The following is a 22,859-nucleotide window of genomic DNA, read 5'->3' on the forward strand; positions in this document are numbered from 1 at the left end:
TCGTAATTTGAGGTATCAATAACATGCTGTCAAATTATGTCCAAAGCCTTATCCCCTTTTACAAAACAACAATTACTCCCTCAAGAAGAAAAGTTAGAAATTTACAAGAAAAAAGGTGAGTTATTTATTGGTATTCCTAAAGAAACTGCATTCCAAGAAAAACGGGTTTGTTTAACTCCTGACGCTGTTTCCGCTTTAACCAGTAATGGCCATCGCATACTTATGGAATCTGGCGCAGGAAAAGGCGCTAATTTTAGCGATAAGGATTATAGTGAAGCTGGAGCTGAAATAACCAAAGATACTGCTAAAGTGTATGCATGTCCCATGATTTTGAAAGTAGAACCACCTACTTTAGATCAAATAAAACTAATTAATCCGCAAACAATACTAATTTCTGCTCTACAGCTTAAAACACAGCACAAAAAATATTTTGAGACCCTTGCTAGCAAGCGTATAACTGCTCTGGCTTTCGAGTTTATTCGCGATGAAGATGGTGCTTATCCAGCCGTTAGAAGTTTAAGTGAAATTGCTGGAACAGCTTCTGTTTTAATAGCTTCAGAGCTATTAAGCAATGTAAATAATGGAAACGGACTATTATTTGGAAACATTAGTGGCGTACCTCCAATTGAAGTGGTTATTCTAGGCGCAGGAACTGTTGGCGAATTTGCTGCTAGAAGCGCCATAGGTCTTGGTGCTAATGTGAAAGTTTTTGATAATTCTATTACCAAATTACGCTGTATTCAAACCAATTTAGGTCGCACCATATTTACTTCTACATTACAACCAAAAAACCTATCAAAAGCACTTAAACGCTGTGATGTGGTTATTGGAGCCGTTCGTGGAAAAAACCGAGCACCCATTATTGTAAGCGATTCTATGGTTTCCAATATGAAAATGGGTTCCGTAATAATTGATGTTAGTATTGATATGGGTGGTTGTTTTGAAACTAGCGAAGTTACATCTCACAAACAACCTACCTTTTTAAAGCATGGTGTAACACATTATTGTGTGCCTAATATTCCAGCACGCTACTCGCGCTCTGCCTCTATTTCAATTAGTAATATTTGCACGCCTTACCTTTTGAAAATTGCTGAAGATGGCGGTTTAGAAAATTCTTTGCGTTTTGATAAAGGATTAAAAAATGGGTTGTATTTTTACCACGGCATTTTAACCAGCAAATCTGTTGGCGAATGGTTCGACTTAAAACATAGCGATATTAATTTATTGATATTCTAGTCGATTTTATTTTTTAAATTCAAAAGAAAAACTGTGAAATTAATACAACGTATTGGCTATTACCTAGGCGGATTCTCTATAGGTTTAGTTGTTCTAGCCTTTTTTTTAAATGGTAAAAAAGTGTCCTGTGATTACGGTCCTGAAGCACGTGTTTTAAAGAATATCAATTCTAAAACATTACGAATAAGTCCAGATGCTAACAAAGAACTGAAAGCAAAATCTATTGATAGTGCAACCATCCAATCCATTATAAAACATGGAGACATTCAGTTTTCAAAAAGCGATACTAGAAAAGAACCTTGTAGTATTTATTATCTAGAAGGTAGATTACAAGAAGCTGTTTTAGATTTATTAATTGAAAATTGCGATAGTGTTGCTACCATTACTAAAGTTATTTGGAAATAAAAAAAAGCCAGCTAAAATATTTATTTAGCTGGCTTTTTTTTATTTAGAAAGACTGATTAATTCAACACAATCTTTTTAGTATAAATTTTTCCGTTTTGGTTTAAAGTAACTAAAACCATACCTCGAGGTAAATTAGAAACATTAATTTTCTTGGTTATGGCACCGTTAGCGGTAACACCTATGGCGTTTGTTTGAATTAAACGACCTAGCATATCATAGATATTCACTTTAGTATCATTATTAAAACCTGAAACTTTCACATTTATTTCACTGGTAGCAGGATTAGGAAACACTGTTATTTCAGCATCAACCACTTCTGGCTCAACTGTTGATAAGCACTGATTTACAGTAACATTTACTTGGTCTGTTTCAGAATTAAATCCGTTGGACACTACAACCTCATATACGGTAGATTCTTGAGGGCTTACACGAATACTTTGAGTTGTTTCACCCGTACTCCATTGGTAATATAAACCACCTGTTGCTCGTAATGTTGCTGTTGTGTTTTCATCACCATCTGCACAAATTTCTACATCTTCACCTGCATCAGCATTAACAACCTCTACAACATTTACCTGAATATCTCTTGTATCAGAACAGCCATTATTAATAACTGTAACTGTATAAATAGATGTATAGGTTGGATTAACAGAAATAGATTGAGTTGTTTCACCTGTGCTCCACAAATAATCAGTGCCTCCAGAAGCAGATAATATGGTGCTCTGTCCATTTTCTATAGTTGGATCATCACTAGTAATAATGATTGGTAAAGGACTAACGGAAACTGTAACATCATCTGAATCTGTTACAGTTCCTTCAGTAACATTAACGGTATAGGTTGTGGTACTTGAAGGACTAACTGTAATGCTTTGTGTCGTTTCACCTGTGCTCCACTCATAAATAGAGCCACCTGTAGCAGTTAAAGTAGTTGACGCATTTTCGCATATGGTCACATCACTACCTGCATTTGCCTCTACATTTGGCTGAACAGGAACCACAGTAACCGTAACGCTTGCTTCACTTGAACAATTATTATCAGTGGCTTGAACAGTATATGTTGTTGTTTGCGATGGAGCTACAGAAATACTTGATGTTGTTTCGCCTGTATTCCATAAATACGTGGAACCTCCTGAAGCTGTAAGCGTGGTGCTATTGCCTTCTGTGATAGTTATATCGTTTCCTGCGTTTGCAACTGGCAAAGGATTTACCGTTACTTGAACAGAATCTGAATCTGAAGACGTTCCATCAGAAACTAAAACTGTATAAGTTGTTGTCGTTGTTGGACTCACTTCTATACTTTGAGTTGTTTCGCCAGTACTCCATTCATAGGAAGAGCCGCCTGAAGCTGTTAATGTAGTTGAGGCATTTTCACAAATGGTAACATCATCACCTGCATGAGCTGTAACCGTTGGTGTTGAACCTTCTACTGTTACAGTCACAGTAGCTTCACTTGAACAATTATTATCAGTAACCTGAACAGTATATGTTGTTGTTTGCGATGGACTTACAGAAATACTTGATGTTGTTTCGCCAGTATTCCATAAATACGTAAAACCTCCTGAAGCTGTAAGCGTGGTGCTATTGCCTTCCGTGATAGTTATATCGTTTCCTGCGTTTGTAACTGGCAAAGGATTTACCGTTACTTGAACAGAATCTGATGCCGAAGCCTGACCATTTGAAACCGTTACTGTATAATTTGTAGTTGTTGATGGATTAACCGTTATGCTTTGTGAAGTTTCACCTGTACTCCACACATAATCTGATCCTCCCGATGCTTCTAAAGTAACACTTTCACCTGCGCAAATTGTTGTATCGTTACCAGCATCGGCGTTTATGGGAGTGGGTATCACTGATACGATAACCGTATCTTCAGATAAACATCCCTGCCTTATGGCTTGTACTGTATATGTTGTTGTAGTTGTCGGGCTTACCGTAATACTTTCTGAAGTTTCGGTGGTATTCCATAAGTAGGTGTCTCCACCAGAAGCTGTTAAGGTTACAGACTCTCCTTCATTTATTGTAACATCATTTCCTGCATTAGCAATTGGTAATGGTGTTACAGTAACCACTACCTCATCCGTAACACTATTTCCAGAATTATCAGATAACGTTATTGTATAGGTTGTAGTTTGGGTAGGTGTCACTTCAATGTTTTGAGAATTTCCACCAGATATGTTCCATGAAAAATTGGTGCCACCAGTTCCATAAGCAGTTAAATTGGTGGATTCTCCCTCACAAATAGTCACGTCGTTTCCAGCATTTACCGTCATTCCTTGCGAAACTTGAGGATATTCTAATACAAAAGAAGGCGAACCACTCTGACTCATAACATTTGAATCATTCCAGTTACTGGCAAAAATCATTTTAGTCCCATTTCTGTTTGGTACAACTTGAGTTTCGTGCAAATAGGAAGATGGAGCAGCATTGTGCTTTCCATAACGCTCTATGATTCCAGAGCCATCCAGTTTAATAGCAAAAATTTCAGCAGGCGCTACAGGATTTGTAGGACAACATTGTTCACTAATATAAGCCCAACCTGGTCGGTCCACATTTTGAGTAGATATATGTCCTCCCCAAATACCACGACCATTTATATATGGAAATAATTTTGTTACGCCTTGCCCATCCAATCGAGCCATATACAAACTAAAGTTATCATTCCATTCACTTTCCCCTCCATATTCAACTATAACTTCATTACCAAAGGCATCTACACCTAAATCACCATGTTCTGTATTGTGATAAATATGCTGCTCATTGGTCATATCTATATTATAAGATTTAATACCTGCCGTAGCACCTGTACCGTTATCTTTATATTGTGCAACTGCAAAACCGCCAAGCTGCGAAACAGAAAACCAATCTAATTCACTACCATTTGTACCTATATCTTTGGTACCTGTAATTACATCGTTTTGAATATCATATACAATTAAGGTGCTATTATTTCCGTTCTTACCTATCAGACCAACATATCTATCATATTTATCTTGATTGCCTTCTCCAAAACCAAAATCTACAGAGGCATAATTTGAAAACCTATGTAAAACGGTTCTTTGATTGGTATTTACATTATGAGAGACAAATGTATTACCATCCGTACCATACATAATATGAGGTTGCGTATGACTCCAACGACCATAACTTGGAATATCACTCCAAAATAAAAACTCATAGGTTTCAGCATCTAAAATAGCTGCTGGATAACCAGCCATTTTTATTAAAGTCTCATCACTATTCCATGTTTGATCACGACTGTAGTTATGCCGTAATCGTTGACCTGTAACGTTAAATGTGTTTCTATCCGTAATACGCGTAACTGAACTACCTGAAAGAGATTCAGTAAAGGTTTCTAGATATCCTGGAAGTGAAGTTGCAGGTTGTTGGTATGCTTCGTAATTTACATTTGGTAATTGTACTTGTTCTGGATAAGACTGACCCATCATTTTATTTGTGACAAAAAATAAAAGTAAGGTACTCATGAAAATTCCTTTTAAAAGAAATTTCCCTCTATTTTCTTTCTTCATTTGGGGTGATTTGCTATTAATCTTTGTAAAACTATGTATTCAACTTATAACCAAAACAATTTCTCTTTAAATATTCGACGAAATGCAACATTTCTGTAAGAAAAAAACTACTGAAAATGCATTTTGTAGTACTTTTTGTACTTTTAGTCGATAAAATTTCAGGTAAATTAATTTGGCAAGAAATGGAATGACGACAAATATACGTTTGTTATATAGATTTGGATGTTTTTGTTTGTTACTAAATATCAACATGTTATCAACAAACCCATTAGAATTGATAAATGCCTTAAAACTGCTTTTCATATCTAAAATCTGTCGTTAATCTAATTAATGTCCTACAGTAAGATTAAGAATAAAAAAATATATACTTTTATTGCGCTATTAATATCAATATATGTCCAATCTTCATTCTGGAGGTCAATTTTTTGCTACAAACAAACCAAAAATTGCCTTTATTATATCAAGCTTAACATCTGGTGGTGCTGAACGTGTTTTAAGCACGCTTGCAAACGCTTTTGTTACTGATTATCAGGTCACCATAATCAGCTTATATCATGTAACACCATTTTACGAACTGGACAAAAACATTAAAGTCATTTCTTGTAAAGCCGCTTACAATAAGAATATGCGCTTTATAGATTCATTAAGCAATAATGTTTTCATGGTGCGCAGCATATTTCGTATTTTAAAAAAAGAAGACATTTCTGTTGCCATAGGTTTTATGACAACAACCAATATATATACAATTATAGCCAGTAAATTAGCTAAAATTCCGTGCTTAATTAGTGAACGGACACATCCAGATTTTGATCCCCTTTCAGGTTTTTGGATTAAAATTAGAAAACTAACGTACCCTTACTGTACAAAACTAATTGTTCAAACTTCAAGCATCAAATCTTATTTTTCTAAATTCATAAAAATTAACAAGTTAACTATTATAAAAAACCCTTTAGCTAAAGAGCTTATAAATTTTAGAGACAATACAATTAAAAAAGAAAAAATTATTTTAAGTGTTGGCAGGCTTGATCCCGTTAAAAACCATAAATTACTTATTGAAGCTTTTGCAGAAATGAGTAGAGATAATTGGAAAATTCAAATTGTAGGCGAAGGAGCTTTACATACCCAGTTACAAGAACTCATTAAAACACTAAATATTGAAAAGTCGGTTGAACTTATCGGTAGCGTTGATTGTATTCAAGATTATTACAGCAAAGCGTCTATTTTTGCATTTACTTCTAATTTTGAAGGGTTTCCAAATGCACTAATTGAAGCAATGGCTTTTGGCCTACCTTGCGTATCAACAAATTGTCCTTCAGGACCTTCAGAGATTATTAACGATGGTGAAAACGGATTCTTAATTCCTGTTGACGACAAAAACATGTTAAAACGCAAATTAGAAATCTTAATGGCACAACCCGAATTAAGAGAAAAGTTTGGTTCCTCTGCTAAAGCCAGTACAACAATGTTTGAAATAAAACATATTTCAGAACAATGGCAATATTTAATAACACAAGCATTACAGCGGTAATATGAATTTACAAGCACTTCTTCCATCCTATTCCAAGCAACCTAATGCTGATTATATGTATCGCTTTACCATATTTACACCAGTATACAATAGAGCAAATACATTAGAGCGTGTTTTTAAATCTTTAGAAGCACAGACCTTCAAAGATTTTGAATTGGTGATCATTAATGATGGGTCTACTGATAATTCTCACAACACTATAGAAACGCTTATAAAAACTGCCACATTTCCAATTAACTATATAAACAACGCTAAAAACAAACATAAAATGGCTTGCTTTTTTCAAGCTATTCATGTGGCCAAAGGCGAATTTTTATTACCGTTCGATTCTGATGACGCTTGCGTTCCTGAAGCTTTAGAATATTTTAATAAAGAATATACCCAAATTCCAGAACATTTAAAACCAAGTATTAGTGGTGTAACCTGTTTATGTGAAGATCAAAACGGAAATTTAGTTGGTAAACCATTTGAAAAGCAACCCTATTATAGTAATACGTTTTTATCTCAACGCGAACATTTAGAAGCCACAGAAAAATGGGGCTTTACAAAAACCAATGTTTTAAAAGGCATACAAATTAATGAGGCTATTTTTGCAAAAGGCTATATTCCAGAAGGTGTTATATGGGAATTTATTGCCAAGCAAGGATTTCAAACCAAATATGTAAATCATATTTTACGCGTGTACTATTTAGATACTGAAAATGCTATTTCTATTCAAAATCATAAAAAAGATGCCTTTGGTATGGCTATTTATTCATTATGTATATTAAACTGGTTTTATTCGGATTATTTCATGAAATATCCCACACTATTTATAAAACGAATTTTAACTCTTTTAAGAGCTGCTGTTTTTTTAGATTTCCGTTTGAATTCGTACATCAAAGCTATTAACCCCAAACTACTAAAAACACTGTTTTTTTTAGGATGGCCGTTTAAAAAATTATTAAAAAACACCTAGTTTTTGTGAAAATAAAAACCCTAATAAAGACCTTATTAACCAAGGTAAAAAATAATTCGACTGCTACCAATATCATTATTGTAGGAGCAATTACAATATTGGTGAAGTTTTTTGGGTTTTATAAAGAAGTGGTAATTGCAGGAGAATTTGGACTTTCCGAATTACTAGATACCTTTTTTATTGCCCTATTATTACCTGGATTTATTAATGAGGTTTTCTTAAGCGCTTTTAATTCTGTATTTATTCCAAATTATATTGCAGAAGAAAAAACAAATAAAAATATAGCTGCGTTTCAGTCTACAAGTTTTGTGGTAACCATCATAACCTCTTTAGTCTTTATGGGTATTGCTTTTTTATTTACAGATGTTTTTTTAGAACTTTTTTTCTCGGGACATTCGTCTGGTTATTATGAATTAATTATACTTCAATTTCATTACTTATTGCCCTGCATTCTAATTTGGGGATTAACATCATTAATTAGTGGATTACTGAATATATATGGGGAATTCACATATTCATCCTTATATCCAATTATAACATCTATAGTTATGATTGTCTGTGTTATTTTTTATCGTGAAGAATTAGGAAAAAGCGTTTTGGCTGTTGGGATGTTAGTTGGAAGCATATTACAATTAATATTTCTGTTTGGTATAGCTTTACAGAAACAAATATTAAAATTTGCTGTACCAGATTTTAAAAGCTCTAACGCTATTTTAATGTTTAAGCAAGTACCAGCAAAAGTTTCATCAGGGTTTTTAACCGGACTAATTCCTGTAACAGATCAATATTTTGCCGCTCAATTAATTGTTGGTTCTATTGCTGCCCTTAATTATGGCATGAAAATACCTGCCTTTTTTACAACCATATTTATTATTGCTTTGGGGAATGTATTATTACCCTACTTTTCAAAGTTGACAATTGACAATCCCGAAAAGTCCTTTAAAACACTTTTTATGTTGAACAAATGGATTTTTATTGTCATCATGAGCATTATGGTTATTGCCTGTGTATTTTCAAATGATATTATTGCCTTTCTATTTGAAAGAGACAGTTTCACCGCTAATGACACTGCTATTGTTTCTAAAATTCAAATTATTTACCTAATAGGTGTCCCATTTATCATTTGTGGTAATTTGTTTGTAAAATTCCTAACCAGTATCAATAAAAATGCATTTATGGCTTATGTCTCATTAGGAAGCATGTTATTAAATATTATATTAGATTTTATTTTAATGAATTGGGTGGGACTAATTGGTATTGCACTTTGTACAACCATCATTCAAATTTTAAAAATATTTGTTTTCTATAGTTATACCAATAAACAGAAGCGACTCTTAAAAGTAAGTACACATTCATGAAAATTTTAAAATACGTAGCGCTGGTTTTAATACTCCTAAATGTACCAACATTTAGCTTGGAGTATCTGGGTGCTGGTATAGGTTCTATAACCAACTTATTACTAACTGTTGTGGTAGTTATTTATTTTTTTATTGCAAAAAAATCGAAACCACTTTGGCCATTTATAGTTCTAGGGCTTTGCTTTTTCACATTCTCTGGACTACAATACACAGGTATAACAGAGTTATTTATTAAGGAAGCTATCAGGTATTTCATTTTTATTATTTGTGTAAATGAAATTACGAAAGCAACAACTGACAAAGAGTTACTTATTTTTCTAGTAATTGGCGCGTTAAGTATTGCCGTAAATGCATTAGTCTTCCCAGATATTTTTGGCCGTTATGGTGGTTTTTATTTAAATCCGAATAAGGCTGGTTTTATTTGTTTGTTTGGATTTGCATTGTCATATATTATTCCAAATTACAAGCTTAAACTTTTGATTCAATTTGTTTTAATACTTTGTGGTATTTTTACACTTTCTCGGTCGTTTATTATGTTTTTAGTAATTATTAATGTGGTATCTGTATTTGCTAACAAAAAAAACATTCAAACATTTGCCGTAGGTGCCGTAGCTTTAATCATTATTTTTGCTGCTGCTTCAGCTCTTCAGCTAAACAAAGCACGTTTTTCCGCTTTACATAGTCTATTTGGTAACACAGAAGAAGTAGAAACACAAACAATTACCGAAGGTTCAAGAAATGAAACTTGGGCTTATTTTTCAGATTTAATTACCAACAATGTGGTTACTGGTGCTGGCTATAAATCTATGAGAGGCGAATCTAGTTTAGTTGCTATTGAATATGGTGTTCATAATACTTTTTTAATGGTATTAGGTGAAGCTGGAATTTTAGCATTTCTCCTAATAGTAATTATTTATTTGGCCATAACCATCAGAAGCCTTCGTTACTTTCGAATCCATCAAGAATATACCTATTTAGCAATTGCTTTAATTGGTTACTTGATGGTGGCTCATAATTTTTTTGAAAAATACGATGTACTTTTTATATCCGTATGGCTTTATAACAAAGTGCATCAAGAACTGCCTGTAAAGGCTGAAATTAAAGCTAATTAACTATGTGTGGAATTTACGGATCAACTATAGAATATTCTAGAAAACAGGTTCAAGACAAATTGGAACGTACAAAATTTAGAGGTCCTGATAAACTGGATTTTAAATTTTTAGGCAGCTCCAATAAACCTGTTATTTTTGGCCATAACCGCTTGGCTATTATAGATATTGATGAGCGCTCCAACCAACCCTTTACGTATAACCATACAATTCATATTGTGTTTAATGGTGAGGTTTATAATTTTAAAGTGCTTAAAAAACAATTAGAAAGTAAAGGTTACCAATTCAATACAACCAGCGACACGGAAGTTATTTGTGCCGCGTATTTAGAATATGGCGAGGACTGCGTAAATTATCTTGGCGGCATGTTTGCCTTTGTTATTTTTGATGAAACAAAACAAAAGCTTTTTGGAGCGCGAGATCGTTTGGGTAAAAAACCCTTCTATTATTATTTAAATGAGAAACAGTTTGAATTTGCTAGTCAGATTTCATCCATTCAAATGCATCACACCAATTTAACAATTTCTAATAAAGCTATTAGTTACTATTTAGCTTGGGGAGCTGTTCCCGATCCACATTCTATTTTTAATGAAATTAAAAAACTACAAGCTGGACATTGTTTTTCTTTGGATTTAACTTCATACAACTTTAAAGAACGACCATATTGGGATGTTGATACAGAGGTTAAAAACCCTTACAAAGGTTCTTATAAAGAAGCTATTACTGAATTAGATGGCTTGATAAGCAATGCCGTTTCCACGCGTTTATTTGCTGATGTTCCCGTGGGTGTTTTCCTATCAGGTGGTGTAGATTCATCTGTAGTAGCTGCTTTGGCTACTAAAACAACCGATAGTAAAGTGAAAACCTTTTCTGTAAAATTTAATGAAAAAGGATTCGATGAAAGTGTATATGCAAAACAAGTTGCCAATCATTTACAAACAGATCATCATGTTATAGAATGCAATTACAACGAAGGACTCGATTTGATTGATAATTTTACGCATTATTATGACGAACCCTTTGCTGATTCTTCAGCTATTCCGTCTATGTTACTCGCAAAACACACACGTAAAAAGGTTACAGTGGCTTTATCTGGTGATGGTGGTGATGAAAGTTTTATTGGTTATGAACGCTACAAATGGATGAAACAAGTTAACCATTTATACAATTTGCCTAACTTTTTGAGGCATACGGTAGCAAAAACAGCAGGTTTAGCGCCTCATTATAAATTAAAAATGATTGGCAAAGGATTGCAATATGACGATATCAATTCGCTTTATATAGCATCCGTTACTGGTGTTAATATGTCTTGGTTAAAATCAGATTTTGATTATACCGATGTTCCTGAAAAAAAATACCTGTTTCATAATGATAAAAACTTATACGAACGCCTAACTGATTTTGATATTAAAACCTATTTAAACTGGGATATAAATACCAAAGTAGATCGTGCCACCATGGCATATTCATTAGAAGCTCGTGCACCGCTCATGGATCATAGTATTGTGGAGTTCGCACAATCATTGCCAACAGCCTTTAAGTATAACGGAAACATACAAAAGCGGATTTTAAAGGATGTGCTCTATCAATATGTTCCAGAAAAAATATTTGACAGACCAAAAGCAGGATTTACCATGCCTTTTGCCGAATGGTTCAAGCACGAGTTAAAAGAGTATGTGCTTTCTGAATTAGATATGGCAAGTTTACGAGAAATTCCAAATATAGATGCGGATGAGGTCTATAAAATGATTCAACAACACATGAAAGGTAGTTGGAATCGTTATCCATTAATTTGGAAATTATTGGTGTTGAAAAAATGGCTTAAAACAAATGGATCAGGATATACCATACAATAATGAACAATACTAAAACCAATATCATTTTTGTTTTACCATCACTAGCTGCAGGTGGTGCCGAGCGCATACTGTCTTATGTAGCTCAAAATTTAAATACAAAACAATTCAATGTTACCTTACTAATCACGGGATATGAAAAAGATACGGTTTACCAAATAGAAAATTTAAACATCGTGTATTTCAATAAACCACGAGTATTAAAAGCTTTTGGCAGTTTGTTTCAATTTTTCAGAAAACACAAACCAGATATTGTTGTGAGCTCCATAGTACATCTGAATACCATGATTGCTTTCATGTCTCCTTACTTCAGAAACACTAAATTTGTATCACGTGAAGCCAATGTCTTGACAGTTTTAAACAATCATAATCCATATACGAATTCTGCCTTTCCAAAAGCTATGATTGTTTTGGCATATAAATTAGTAGATTGTATTATTTGCCAATCTAAAGACATGCAAAAGGATATGATTGCTAATTACAAAGTACCAAAAACAAAAACTGTTTTAATAAATAATCCTATTACAAAAGTTTTTAACTTGAAAACAGCTTCGTATGACACATCCAGACCGATGAAATTTATTACCATAGGCCGTTTAAGTAAAGAAAAAGGTCATGAACGTATTATTAAGGTGTTAGCACAATTAAATTTTCCATTTCAATATACCATTATTGGTTCTGGTAATGAAAAAGATAGTATTTTTGAAATGCTTGATAATAAGAACTTAACCAAAAATATTAAATATATTAGCTTTACAAAAAATGTTGAAACTTATTTGGCTGAAAGCGATTTATTCCTGCAAGGGTCTTATGTGGAAGGGTTTCCCAATGTATTGATTGAAAGCTGCGTAGTTGGCACACCCATTTTAGCTTTTAATGCTCCAGGAGGATTGGATGAAATTATAGAACCTGGCAAAAACGGCTATGTGGCAGATACGGAAGCGGATTATTTAAAGTATTTAAACCAATTATACAATTCATTTCCTTTTAATCCTGAAACAGTCAGTCAAGTTGTGAAAAATAAATTTAATAGCCATAAAATTATAAATGAATACACCAATCTGTTTTTAAAATTATCACATAAGAATCAGCATGTCTGAAAAAAGAAAAATTGCACTATTTGTATCTGCCATAGGTTATGGTGGCGCCGAAAAGGTGGTTAGCTTATTATTGTATGAGTTAACCAACTATTATGATGTGACCTTAATTCTGCTATACAACGAAATTAAACTACCCATACCTGATAACGCTAAAGTTATCATTCTATCCAATCCTGATGAAACATTTAAGAACTCCTTGTTTGGTCGTTTACGTGATAACATAAAATTCATTTTTAAATATCAAAACGTTTTAAAAGAATATAATATTGAAGTCGTTACTTCCTTCCTTGTACGCCAAAATATTATGACAGGAATAGCTAAAATGTTTAATGCAGATTTAAAGTCTATAATTAGTGAACGCTGCTTCCCTTCTATTATGTACAAAGACGAGAAACTCACATCCATATTAACCAAATTGCTAATTCCCTATTTCTACAATAAAAATGATAAGTTATTTTCTAATTCAATATATATCAACAACGATTTAAAAAAGAATTATAAACTTAAAATAGATGCTTCGGTCATTTACAATCCCATTAGAACGGAAGCCATAAAACCTGAATTGACTCCTTACAAAAATTTTGATGATATATTTAATGTCGTTACTGTTGGCAGAATGATACCAGTAAAAAACCAGAAAAGCATTATTGAAGCAATAAGTATGCTATCTAGTAATTTTTATATGGAAATATATGGAGATGGCTATTTACATGAACAACTAGATCAATTATCTATAAAATTAAATCTATCTGGCCGCGTTCATTTCAATGGAAATGTTAACAACGTAAAGTCTCATATTGTAAAAGGGCATTGTTTTGTTTTATGCTCTTTAACCGAAGGATTCCCGAATGTGGTTTTAGAAGCTATGTCAGTTGGTTTACCTGTTATTTGTACAAACTGTATGTCTGGTCCCTTGGAATTACTTAACGATAACGAAGAGGTTACCATCCTAAAAGGCTCTTTTGTGAAAGCAAAATATGGTTTATTGGTAAATGTTGATGATGCGGTTGGACTATCGCAAGCAATGAAATTCTTACAGAAAAATCCAGATGCACGACAAAAATATAGTGATTTGAGTTTTGAGCGTGCTAAAACGTACGATATTAAAAATATTGGCTTACAGGTTAAACATTTAATTGATAGTATTTAATTTATGTGTGGAATTAACGGATTTATTAAATCAACTCATACTACTCCAGAAGCAGCATTAAGTTTGCTTAAAAAAATGAACCATGTCATTATTCATCGTGGGCCAGATGATTCTGGTTTTTATCAGGATAGTAGCCCTTCTTTTTCTATAGGCATGGCTATGCAGCGCCTTTCAATTATAGATTTAAGTACAGGCAAGCAACCTATTTCAAATGAAAGCAATAGCGTAACTATAGTTTTTAATGGTGAAATATATAATTACAGAAAACTACGTGCAGGTTTAGAAACAAAAGGCTTCACATTTAAAACAAAAAGCGATACGGAAGTCATTCTAAAACTATACGAAACGGAAGGCGAAAAATCTTTTGAAAAATTGGATGGTATGTTTGCATTTAGCATCCATGACAAAACGAAAAACAAACTTATTATTGCACGCGATTTCTTTGGTGAAAAACCATTATACTATACACAAGCTGATAGTGGTTTTTATTATGCTTCTGAACTGAAATCGATTATCAGCATACTTCCAAATAAACCTAAAATTTCAAAAGCAGGATTAAATTTATTTTTTAAACTCACATATATTCCAGCTCCTTTCTCAATTTATGAAGGCGTACAGAAACTTGAAGCCAACCATTATATTACGTATGATTTAACAAATCACACATATACTATTTCCGAAATCAATAAAATTTGTAAAAACAGAAGTAATTTATCTTTTAAAGATGCTAAATTAAAGCTGCACGACCTTATGATGTCCAGTATAGAAAGTCGCACAGTTAGTGATGTTCCAATTGGCACCTTCCTCTCTGGAGGTGTAGACTCTTCAATTGTTAGCCTTGGATTATCACAAATATCTAATAACAAAATAGATACGTTTTCAATTGGTTTCGATAAAGCATCATTTGACGAAACTGATAAATCTAAATTGGTTGCAAAACAAATTAACAGTAACCATCATGAATTTATTATTTCAGAAAACGACATCAAAGCACATATTGATGCCATTTTATTGAATTTTGATGAACCTTTTGCTGATTCTTCAGCACTGCCAACCTATTTAGTGTCTCAAAAAACAAGCAATTATGTAAAAGTTGCCTTAACTGGAGATGGTGGTGATGAAGTTTTTGGAGGTTACAACAAATATTATATGGGTAATTTAAATAGCCGTTATACCAATGTGGTTCCCAAATTTTTACATAATAGTGCAAAACCATTACTAACTAGCTTACTTTCTACTAATGATGACAATCGTGGCAAACGTTTTAAACTTAAAAAATTAATCCAAGCAATTGATTATACTGGTGAAAACTATTGGAATATCATTTCATTAGGTTTTGAAAATGACACCCAACAATTACTAAATCCAGAACAGGCTTTAACTAATCCGTTCGCCTATTATAAAGGTCATATAAGCAAACCAAAATCACTCCATGACTATCGTGAGGTTGACCGTTTAGTAAGTCTTGAAGGCGATATGCTTGTTAAAGTGGATAGAACAAGTATGATGAATTCATTGGAATGTCGAGCACCATTTTTAAATAAAACCCTATGGGATTTTTCAAATAGCTTACCAGAAAGTTATCTCGTTAAAGGGTGGAGTAAAAAACATATTTTAAAAGAGGCCTTTAAACATGAATTTCCTGTTGGATTTCTTGACAAATCCAAAAAAGGCTTTGCAGTACCTGTTGGAGATTGGCTTCGTTCAGGATTAAAAAATGAATTAGAAAGTTTTATAAATACTAAATTATTAGACAAACAAGACTTGTTTAACAACAACTACATCAGGTCGTTAGTGTTGAATCATATTTCTGGAAAGGAAGATAACAGCTATAAAGTATGGACATTTTATACATTTCAAAAATGGTATTTTTCACTTTATAACCCGTAAAAACTCTAAAATATCAACACTAAAAAATAGTAATAATTAATGTCGAAAAAAATATGTTTAGTTGGTGGTGAAGATGTCCATAAGCGCATCAATCTTTCGCAGTATTTAATTGCGGCAGGTTTTGAGGTGACTATTATTGGAACAAGCAACTCTCATTTTCCTGAAAACATATCCTATTTTAATTACCCATTAAATAGAAGCTTATCCATTTCATCAGATACTAAAACCATTAAATGGTATCGGTCATTTTTTACAGAAAACAAATTTGACATTATTCACACCTTTGATACAAAACCTGCTTTTTTATTACCATTAGCATTACTTAAAACCAACACACCTATCACCCGAACAATTACTGGCTTAGGCACTATTTTCATGTCCAAATCCTTACGGAATACTATTTTACAAGTCGTCTATAAAACACTACACAAGCAAGTTAAAAACCGTGTATATAAAACGATTTTTCAAAATGCTGATGACAAAAACTTGTTTTTAAAACACAAACTTATCAATCAAAGTAAATTTAAATTAATTTACAGTAGTGGTATTGAATTAAAACAATACAAATCATTAGCAAAAAGAACCAACAAAACATTTACATTCATATTTGTAGCACGTTTAGTCTATGAAAAAGGCATTACCTTCCTACTTGAAGCGGCGAAAATATGTTTTGAAAAAGGGTATAACTTTAAGTTTTTAATTGTGGGTCCTTTAGAGGAAAATTCCAAACGATTAAACGCTGACATTTTAAAAAAATACGAACCTTATGCGGAATTTTTAGGTCACCAAACAGACGTTAATCAATTATTGTTAAGCGCAGATGCTATGATATTGCCAACATTTCGTGAAGGCTTTGCTAGAGTTCTTTTGGAAGCAGCAGCCGTTGGCCTGCCAATTATCTCCACTGACGTAACAGGTGTACGCGAATTTGCAAGAAACCAGCAAGAAGCTATTTTAGTACCTTCACAAAACACCGAAGCTTTAGTGAGTGCCATGATAGATTTAGCAACAAATAAAGATTTAGCTAATAAATTAGCTGAAAACGCCTTAAAAAGAGTTGAAACGTTTAGTCTAGAAAACGTATCTAAACAATATATAACTATATTTGAAGAAGCTATTAATCAACATTAACTTATGAAAATTCCATTTTCACCACCATACATAAATCAAGCCGTAATTAGCGAAGTTACAGACTCATTAGAGTCTGGATGGATTACAACTGGACCAAAAGTTAAAAAACTAGAAGATCTAGTTTGCGAGCATATTGGTGTTCCAAATACATTATGTGTCAATTCAGCAACATCTGGCTTAATGCTAGCTTTAAAATGGTATGATATTGGCCCTGGAGATGAAGTAATTATACCAGCCTACACCTATGCTGCAACCGCTTTAGCCGTTATTCATGTAGGAGCAACACCAGTAATGGTTGATGTAAATTCAGACTTTAACATATCAGTATCAGGTATAGAAAAAGCAATTACTAAAAAAACAAAAGCCATCATGCCTGTCGATATTGCTGGCTGGCCATGTGATTATGATGAGATCCAAGCACTTGTTAAAAGCAAGAAATCACTATTCATAGCCAATTCAGACAAACAGCACCAATTAAACAGAATTATAACAATTGCCGATGCGGCGCATGCTATTGGAGCAAAATATAAAAATCAATATGTTGGAAAACGAACATCAGACATCACAGTGTTTTCTTTTCATGCCGTTAAGAATATTACTACAGCCGAAGGTGGTGCCGTATCATTAAACCTACCAGAACCATTTAATAATCAAGATGAATATAATTTTTTAAGGTGTTTTTCTCTAAATGGACAGACTAAAGATGCTTTTACAAAATCAAAAGCAGGTGGCTGGAAATACGATATTATTTATCCTGGCATGAAAATAAACATGCCTGATGTACTTGCTGCAATAGGGGTTGCTCAATTACCTGACTATTTTTCGCATATTCTAGAAAAACGAGAAAGTATTTACACCTATTATCAAGATTTTTTTAAAAACAAAGGTTGGGCGCTTACACCTCTTTATAAAAATAATGACAAACAGTCCTCTTGCCATTTATATGCTTTGCGAATTAAAGATGCAACGGAAGAACAACGCGATGCCATTATTGAAAACATTTCAAAAGATGGTGTTGCTGTAAATGTACATTTTAAACCATTACCATTATTATCTTTGTTTAAAAATATGGGTTATAATATGGCAGATTATCCAATGGCGTACACCAACTTTAAATCGGAAATTTCTTTGCCAATTTATCCGCAATTAACTGAAGAAGAGCTTCAATATATTGTTAAAACTGTTGAAAAAGCCGTAGAATCCTGCTTATGCTAAAACGCCTTTTTGATATCATTTTTTCTTCTTTAGGTTTAATATTATTATTACCTTTACTTTTGGTGATAGCACTAATTTTAAAGCTTGAATCTGAAGGTGCTGTTTTCTACAAACAAGTCCGTGTGGGAAAAGGAAATTTAGATTTTAAAATCTTTAAATTTAGAACCATGTTTATTGGCTCGGATAAAAAAGGCCTACTTACTGTTGGAGATAGAGATCCAAGAGTCACAAATACTGGTTTTTTTTTAAGAAAATATAAACTTGATGAACTCCCACAATTGATTAATGTTTTTTTGGGAAGCATGAGTTTTGTTGGACCACGACCTGAAGTGAGACATTATGTTAATTATTATTCGACTGATGATATGCAAATATTATCTGTAAAACCAGGTATTACAGACTATGCCTCCATTATTTTTCGCGATGAAGCAGAATTATTAAAAACTGCAGAAAACCCTGAAGAATTGTATATAAACACCATTTTACCTCAAAAAATAGCACTGAATAAAAAGTATATTGAAAGCGCAAGCTTACTGGTAGACTTTAAAATTATTATTAAAACCATTCAAACTATTTTGGGTTAATGAAAACACGCAACGGCTACTTATTAATTTCTTTAGATTTTGAACTCTTTTGGGGATTATTTGACGTAAAAACTACTTCAAATTACGAAAAGAATTTACTAAACGTTCGCAAAGTAATACCTCGCCTTGTTGCATTAGCAGATCAGTACCAAATTACTTTAACTTTCGCTACTGTTGGCTTTTTATTTGCAAAAAACAAAACCGAACTATTTGCGGCTATACCAAAAGAAAAACCTACGTATTTAAACACGCGATTTAGTCCATATAATTTAATTGATGGCATTGGCAATAATGAAAATGACGACCCTTTTCATTACGCAGAATCCTTAATTGAATTCATTAGAAATAACGGCAATCACGAAATTGCTAGCCATACTTTTAGCCATTTTTACGTAAATGAAGAAGGCCAAAAACCCGAACAATTTGAAGCTGATATTAAAGCTGCAATCTCCATTGCTAAACAAAAGAATATCACCTTAAAAAGCATGGTGTTTCCAAGAAATCAAATCAATGAAGCTTATTTGAAAATATGTGCTAAACACGGTATTATTTGTTATCGCGGTACTGAAAAGCATTGGATGTTTAATACGCATGACACAAAAAAATTAGATAACACACCGCACAAAGCATTTAGGCTATTAGATGCCTATTGTAATATTTCTGGCTACAACACAAATCAATTAAGCGATTTAAAAAGCTGCCATAATATTGTTAACATTCCATCTAGCAAGTTTTTTAGGCCTTATAATGATACCTTAAAAATACTAGAACCCATGCGTATTTCCAGAATTAAAAAAGGCCTTACTCAAGCAGCTAAAAATCATGAAATTTACCATCTTTGGTGGCACCCTCATAATTTTGGAGCTCATATGGATGAAAATTTTAAAAACCTAGAAAGTATTTTTAAACACTATCGCGATTTAAATAAAAGCCACCATTTTGAAAGTGTTTCTATGGCTGAATTGGCTGAATTATATCTTGCTAAAAAATAGTTATAAGGTATTTACTTTTAGAGCCCATTACTACAAAACTAGGCTTACCTCCTATTGAATCTGTAGATTTAAACAATTTTATATTGGAATAACTTTCTGGTTTTTGATACAACCCATCCATTACTATTCGTTTTAAAAACGGATAGTGTCGAACTTCTTCATCTAGAGAAGTTAGCTGATAGTCATTGTTAGTTATTTCGCCTTGTATGGATTGGATTTTAAATGGTAATTTTTGCTGTTTTGAAGTACCAATATTTTTTAGAGCAAAACGCGCTTTAGCAACCAATAAATTGATTTTTTTATCACGTAAATATTGTTTTAATTCAAAATATTTAACCAGTAGAAACCCTATTATCTTTGAAGTAACACTTGAATTATTATATACTACATGACAATTATACAGATATTTAGTATTTGTCCATTTAGTCTTGTATTCATATTCACCTTTAGAAAAATCTAAAATCCGTTTATTATGCGCAATACACCATTCTATAAATTTGCTAATCTCTATATGACCAACATTAAACTTATAATAATTGGTATCAAATGCTTTAACAGCGCCAACAAGAGCCGTTTCACTTAAAAAACCGAGCGACATAGATATCGGTTTTCCAGCAATATTAATACTTATTATCATAGCCTTCTTTTCATGAAGCATTTTGTAAACCAATTCTTCATAAAAAGGCCATTCACGTATTAAACTAGTATCAATTTTCAAATCACCATACCGATTTTCTACTAAATTTTTAAAATCAGTCATCATGATATGGTAATCCTCTTTATCTATAGCACCATAATAGTATTTATAAGTAACATCGAAGCAATTTTCAAATTTTTTTAAAGTACTTCTGAATTTATTTCTAGATTTGGCATTTAACGTATTTTGTAAATAATCTTCAAAAGAGTCAACTTGAGATAAATCTGCCAAAAACCCTTTATACTGTGCTACTTTATGAATTTTTAAAGATTCATTTTTAGAAGTACTTGAAGTATCACAATAATCTGGAACATCATAAATTACGACTCCATGGTTTTTAAGGTCAGTTTTAGATGGATTTACAGAATATGTTATCCCATTTGTCATATTCTTACCAGCATTTATATAATACGGTAAGAAACGATGTTTTATAAACGATAAGTTTTCAAGACACTGAAACCGCTTGTTAGTTTTTTGTTTCGCAAAATACTTTAACCAAGTTTCTTGATATGTTTTTGAAGTAAAAGGATTATGCTTCATCTCTAATAATTTTTAAGATACCTTTTGCTCCTTTTACCAAAAGCGTGTCATTTTTGTAGTGATAAATTTCCAAATTCTTTACAGGTTCCGGATTCATATACAAATAATCATACAACGCTTTTCGTTGCGATATATACTTATCTTGCTCAATGTTAATTGGCATGCTTTGAATTTCTAAAGCCAGCGCTTCATCTGCATACTCAACTTTAAAGGCATCTAACAAAACGGTTTCATTTTTAGTTCCACCAACTAACTGATACTTTAAATTATGAACTTTAGTACTATATTTTCTATCTCTAAACTCACGTTTAAAATTGAAATATTTTTCTAAAAAACTTGCTGTAAGTCTACTTTTAAGAGATTTTGAATCATACAATATGTGGTAGTAAGTTTGATACCTATCATCACTCCATCGCTTTTTATAATCAAAATCACCTTGGGTATAGTCGAAAATTTCAATACCATTATCAAAACTCCATTCTAACATTTTCAAAATGGTGGTATGCCCAATATTATACCGGTAAAAATCAATATCAAACACAGTTAAAGCTTCAACTAAAATGGTGTCAAAATGATAACTAAAAGTAATACCTATAGGCTTAGAATCACAGTATATAACAAACAAAGAAGCCGTACCTTCATTTATCATTTTAAAGGCTAATTCTGTATAAAAGGCCCACAAATCAGGTTCCAGTTCACCACAAGGTTCTCCTTTATTAGCGTAACGCTTTTCAAAAAGGTTGTAAAAACTATTGAAAACAGTATCAAAGTCTGATTTAGTAATATCACCATGATACATGGAGTAATTTACTGTAAAATTAGCTTCTAAACGACTAACATTACGCCGTAATTTAGAACGCGTATTAGACTTGTAAATAGTTTTCAAATAAGCGTCCAAAGACTCATAATTTGCAACGCGAGTAATATAACCTTCATACTGAAAAACCTTTTTCAGCTTTAATCGAGATGATTTTTCAGGCTCGCAAATTTCTTGGTAAGAAGGAATATCACGAATTAAATAAACGTTTCCTTTACAGTCTGTAGCTTTCGAATCTATTTTATAGGTCAATCCATTAGTTAACTTATTACCTATATTTATAAAACAAGGAATTACAGCATGCTTATAAAACGCAACTGGGTTTATGATATTGGTAACTATTCCATGTTTGTTTTCATTAAAGTGCTTTAACCAAACAGATTTAAATGTATTAGACGAAAATGGATTTTTAATCATAAAAAAGTTTCGATATCAGGTTTAAAATTAGTTTTTTTAATGAATAAACTTGAGTCAAATACTATTTTTTAGATGTATTTAAAAAAAAACGATATAAACGGTATTTTTATAGCAAGATTTCGGTAATTATTGTAATATTTACCTTGTAGAACCAAATAGTTATTTAACAAAAATTCTATTCAAATAAGTACCTGAAAAATCTTAATAATTGAAATGCCAAATACTGTTAACACGCAAGTTAATACGACAAAAGGCTAAAAAATAAGATTAAAACTACGGTTGCGTTTTATTGAAAATCAAAAAACGTAGAAATTAGTTATTTATCGTATTTATTTGATGGAAACTATTTAAA

The 22,859-nt window shown here is 32.5% G+C and carries 17 protein-coding genes; 14 read left to right on the forward strand and 3 right to left on the reverse strand.

The window, feature by feature from the left end; genetic code table 11:
• The first annotated feature begins 36 nt into the window (after positions 1 to 36).
• Both BM239_RS07980 and BM239_RS07985 read left to right on the forward strand, forming a co-directional pair.
• On the forward strand, positions 37 to 1,236 hold the full coding sequence (locus tag BM239_RS07980) for an alanine dehydrogenase (protein ID WP_092207264.1): 1,200 nt from the start codon (positions 37 to 39) through the stop codon (positions 1,234 to 1,236).
• Positions 1,237 to 1,269: 33 nt separating this feature from the next.
• Positions 1,270 to 1,641, forward strand: a complete 372-nt coding sequence (locus BM239_RS07985) for a DUF4258 domain-containing protein (RefSeq protein ID WP_092207266.1) — start codon at positions 1,270 to 1,272, stop codon at positions 1,639 to 1,641.
• A gap of 56 nt (positions 1,642 to 1,697) precedes the next feature.
• On the opposite strand, the gene BM239_RS07990 is transcribed toward BM239_RS07985, so the two are convergent.
• Positions 1,698 to 5,168, reverse strand: coding sequence for a T9SS type A sorting domain-containing protein (locus BM239_RS07990; protein ID WP_092207268.1), 3,471 nt, complete (start codon positions 5,166 to 5,168; stop codon positions 1,698 to 1,700).
• A gap of 394 nt (positions 5,169 to 5,562) precedes the next feature.
• On the opposite strand from BM239_RS07990, the gene BM239_RS07995 reads away from it, so the two are divergent.
• The 12 genes from BM239_RS07995 to BM239_RS08050 are packed head-to-tail and all read left to right on the forward strand — an operon-like array spanning position 5,563 to position 20,036.
• A complete protein-coding gene (locus BM239_RS07995) occupies positions 5,563 to 6,696 on the forward strand; it encodes a glycosyltransferase family 4 protein (RefSeq protein WP_092207270.1) in 1,134 nt (377 codons plus the stop codon).
• Between the two features lies 1 nt (position 6,697).
• Positions 6,698 to 7,654, forward strand: a complete 957-nt coding sequence (locus tag BM239_RS08000; protein ID WP_092207273.1) for a glycosyltransferase family 2 protein — start codon at positions 6,698 to 6,700, stop codon at positions 7,652 to 7,654.
• A 5-nt stretch (positions 7,655 to 7,659) separates the two neighbouring features.
• Positions 7,660 to 9,012, forward strand: coding sequence for a murein biosynthesis integral membrane protein MurJ (gene murJ, locus BM239_RS08005; protein ID WP_092207275.1), 1,353 nt, complete (start codon positions 7,660 to 7,662; stop codon positions 9,010 to 9,012).
• Positions 9,009 to 10,124 (forward strand): O-antigen ligase family protein, encoded by a 1,116-nt coding sequence (locus BM239_RS08010; protein WP_092207277.1) that lies wholly within the window; start codon positions 9,009 to 9,011, stop codon positions 10,122 to 10,124. The genes murJ and BM239_RS08010 overlap by 4 nt, the downstream gene beginning before the upstream one ends.
• 2 nt (positions 10,125 to 10,126) lie before the next feature.
• Complete coding sequence (asnB, locus tag BM239_RS08015; RefSeq protein WP_092207279.1) at positions 10,127 to 11,977, forward strand: asparagine synthase (glutamine-hydrolyzing); 1,851 nt, start codon at positions 10,127 to 10,129, stop codon at positions 11,975 to 11,977.
• Entirely contained in the window at positions 11,977 to 13,074 is a 1,098-nt protein-coding gene (locus tag BM239_RS08020; protein WP_092207281.1) for a glycosyltransferase, read from the forward strand. The genes asnB (BM239_RS08015) and BM239_RS08020 overlap by 1 nt, the downstream gene beginning before the upstream one ends.
• The gene (locus tag BM239_RS08025) at positions 13,067 to 14,224 is read left to right on the forward strand and encodes a glycosyltransferase (protein WP_092207283.1); all 1,158 of its coding nucleotides are present in this window, start codon (positions 13,067 to 13,069) and stop codon (positions 14,222 to 14,224) included. Before BM239_RS08020 ends, BM239_RS08025 begins: the two co-directional genes overlap by 8 nt.
• 3 nt (positions 14,225 to 14,227) lie before the next feature.
• Positions 14,228 to 16,114, forward strand: a complete 1,887-nt coding sequence (asnB, locus tag BM239_RS08030) for an asparagine synthase (glutamine-hydrolyzing) (protein WP_092207285.1) — start codon at positions 14,228 to 14,230, stop codon at positions 16,112 to 16,114.
• A 39-nt stretch (positions 16,115 to 16,153) separates the two neighbouring features.
• On the forward strand, positions 16,154 to 17,245 hold the full coding sequence (locus BM239_RS08035; RefSeq protein WP_092207287.1) for a glycosyltransferase: 1,092 nt from the start codon (positions 16,154 to 16,156) through the stop codon (positions 17,243 to 17,245).
• A 3-nt stretch (positions 17,246 to 17,248) separates the two neighbouring features.
• On the forward strand, positions 17,249 to 18,460 hold the full coding sequence (locus BM239_RS08040; protein WP_092207289.1) for a DegT/DnrJ/EryC1/StrS family aminotransferase: 1,212 nt from the start codon (positions 17,249 to 17,251) through the stop codon (positions 18,458 to 18,460).
• The gene (locus BM239_RS08045; RefSeq protein WP_092207291.1) at positions 18,454 to 19,044 is read left to right on the forward strand and encodes a sugar transferase; all 591 of its coding nucleotides are present in this window, start codon (positions 18,454 to 18,456) and stop codon (positions 19,042 to 19,044) included. Before BM239_RS08040 ends, BM239_RS08045 begins: the two co-directional genes overlap by 7 nt.
• The gene (locus BM239_RS08050; protein ID WP_092207293.1) at positions 19,044 to 20,036 is read left to right on the forward strand and encodes a polysaccharide deacetylase family protein; all 993 of its coding nucleotides are present in this window, start codon (positions 19,044 to 19,046) and stop codon (positions 20,034 to 20,036) included. The genes BM239_RS08045 and BM239_RS08050 overlap by 1 nt, the downstream gene beginning before the upstream one ends.
• On the opposite strand, the gene BM239_RS08055 is transcribed toward BM239_RS08050, so the two are convergent.
• Entirely contained in the window at positions 20,026 to 21,273 is a 1,248-nt protein-coding gene (locus BM239_RS08055) for a GNAT family N-acetyltransferase (RefSeq protein ID WP_092207295.1), read from the reverse strand. The genes BM239_RS08050 and BM239_RS08055 overlap by 11 nt on opposite strands.
• A complete protein-coding gene (locus tag BM239_RS08060) occupies positions 21,263 to 22,507 on the reverse strand; it encodes a GNAT family N-acetyltransferase (RefSeq protein WP_092207297.1) in 1,245 nt (414 codons plus the stop codon). Before BM239_RS08060 ends, BM239_RS08055 begins: the two co-directional genes overlap by 11 nt.
• Between the last annotated feature and the right edge of the window lie 352 nt (positions 22,508 to 22,859).

It is taken from the genome of Algorimicrobium echini, from assembly GCF_900115185.1.
Lineage (GTDB): Bacteria > Bacteroidota > Bacteroidia > Flavobacteriales > Flavobacteriaceae > Algorimicrobium > Algorimicrobium echini.